This window comes from Metabacillus lacus (assembly GCF_009674805.1).
Classification (GTDB): domain Bacteria; phylum Bacillota; class Bacilli; order Bacillales; family Bacillaceae; genus Metabacillus_C; species Metabacillus_C lacus.
This window is the reverse complement of record NZ_WKKI01000096.1, coordinates 1-2,212: the sequence shown is the minus strand read 5'-3', so window position 1 is coordinate 2,212 and position 2,212 is coordinate 1. Positions and strand designations below refer to the sequence as shown.

3 protein-coding genes are annotated in these 2,212 nt (G+C 41.1%); 2 read left to right on the top strand and 1 reads right to left on the bottom strand.

The annotated features are described in order from the left end of the window. Positions 1–414 precede the first annotated feature (414 nt). Positions 415–1,146, bottom strand: a complete 732-nt coding sequence (locus tag GJU40_RS20350) for a YqcI/YcgG family protein (RefSeq protein ID WP_154309877.1) — start codon at positions 1,144–1,146, stop codon at positions 415–417. Positions 1,147–1,423: 277 nt separating this feature from the next. On the opposite strand from GJU40_RS20350, the gene GJU40_RS20345 reads away from it, so the two are divergent. Further along, positions 1,424–1,897, top strand: a complete 474-nt coding sequence (locus GJU40_RS20345) for a peptide-methionine (S)-S-oxide reductase (protein WP_154309875.1) — start codon at positions 1,424–1,426, stop codon at positions 1,895–1,897. 78 nt (positions 1,898–1,975) lie between these two features. Further along, a complete protein-coding gene (locus GJU40_RS21175; protein ID WP_246188456.1) occupies positions 1,976–2,113 on the top strand; it encodes a hypothetical protein in 138 nt (45 codons plus the stop codon). Positions 2,114–2,212: the final 99 nt, after the last annotated feature.

Below are 2,212 nucleotides of genomic sequence, written 5' to 3'. Positions count from 1 at the left end.
TTTCTTGTACTTTTTTGTTAAATCCACAAAAATTATGCTTAACAGGTGATAAATAAGGTTACTTTTTCAGTGGTCTCGGACGGGTACCTCGTCCCGCTCCTGGAATTACTAGAACGAAAAAAGCCTCTCATAAACGCTCAGCGTTTATGAGAGGCTTTTTTGTGTTTGAAGGGGGAGTGAAGGGAGTTTTCTAGCTGTGCACTATCAGGAATAAACTCTGAAACTTAAAGGATGTAGTGAAGATTATTCGGTTGTTTGTAATAGATCCAGCTTGTTGTCAAGTTGTTTCTATGAAAGTGGGTCTATGGATGATGGGAGAATTGGTGAACACCCGGTGGGACAAGGGACCCGTCCCTGCGTCCCCCGTCCCTGCGTCCCACCTTGTCGGCTAAGCGAGGAGTGACAGGCATATTTTTATTGAGCTTTATGATGAAACGGACACTTGCCCTGTATTGGTTCCGCATCATCTCCAATGAAAAATTGCTTCCATTCATTGTGAGTAGGATCTCCATAGTGGGAGATGTCGGGGTGGGTAGGCAGGTTGTCCCATTTTTCTACTCGTTCCCTTACTTTTTCACGGGACATGATTCCGCCCTTTTCTGTTCCTTCAAGTCCTTCAAAGATTTTCCTAGGTTGAAAACCAAGGATCAGGCTGTTTCCTAAATCACGTGTTTTTCGCTGTTTGTACGCAGGGGCATTCCCAAATACAAAGATGGGTTCTCCGCCAAAATGAAAGTCCCATAAGTAGTGATCAGGATCTTTAGGTTTGTCGTCTGGCCATTTTTGTTTATCGTTTTCATGCAAGTTTTGTAAAATACCCCAAAATCTTTTGCGGTAATGTTCCAGGTCATCCTTTTCTTCTTCAGGTTCTACAAAGACAAAAAGGCCATGCCGAACATATGGAGGCTTTTTGAAAAGAGTTAAAAATTCCTCAACAGCTTTAGGCAGGTTAGAATAATCATCCTGCGTGATATATGCGTAGCGCAGTTCACCCTTCATCTCCGCTTTCATCCCAAAATAACAGGGAAATGTTTTATCCGTTACGATTTGACGAAAGGTGTTATACTCGCGTATGACCCATTCAGGAACAATTTCTGGATTGGTCATATCATCTTTAGTTAATAGTGCTTTTTTTGTTGCCTCCATGTTATTTCTCCTTTTCGTAGTCATTTCTTACTAGTTACCCAAAGAGTATATAGCTTCAAACAACTGGAGAAAGTTAATATACAGTGCCTGTCACTCCCAAGTTTTGGTTTGCTTTTGTTAGAATAGAAGAAGTGAAGGCACCTTGTTTATAAAGGAACTAGAACCTTCTGGAGGGAATTGCCTTTCCTTATTTGTTTATCCTATCGAACGTTACAGGGACTGTAACATAAGTAAATTAGATACTTGCAATGCCTTTTACACAAAAAGAGGTGAATCAATGGAAACCGTATATTTTGCAGGAGGATGCCTGTGGGGCGTTCAGGCTTTTATCAAAACGTTGTCTGGTGTGACATTTACGGAAGCTGGAAGAGCGAATGGTACAAGCAGTTCGCTTGAAGGTGAGTATGATGGCTATGCCGAATGTGTTAAAACAGTATTTGACCCAGAGATTGTCTCAATGGACGATTTAATGAAGTATTTCTTTGAAATCATTGACCCGTATAGTGTGAACCGGCAAGGAGATGATGTTGGCGAGAAGTACAGAACGGGTGTGTATAGTGAAGAACATAAGCATTTAAAAGAGGCGAGGGCGTTTATTAATGAGAGAAAGGATGCTGCACGCATCGTGGTTGAAGTGCGGCCTCTTACGAATTATGTACGAAGCGCAGAAGAGCATCAGGACCGGTTAGATAAGTGTCCGGATGATTATTGCCATATTCCAAAGGCGTTATTAAATAAATACAGGGTTTGATAATGGGTCTAATGCTTCGAGGGAAGCACTAGAAACGTCCCCAAGCTTCCTCAGAAAATAGGAAAGGACGAACAGAAGATGGAAGTAACTGAAAATAGTGTAGTTGATTTTATTGAAGGTGTGGAAAGTGAGAAGAAGAAGGCAGATGCCTTGATACTACGTCAAGAATATAGACACAGATTTTTCTACCGTGCTTTTGCTTGGTGGCCTTCATAAAAAAAATTTAAATTCAGAGCGGTTTAAACTTCTTATCATGGTAAAATTAGGCCCCAGGATTGCCGTTCATTTGTTCAAATTCATTTGGCGTATGATAGT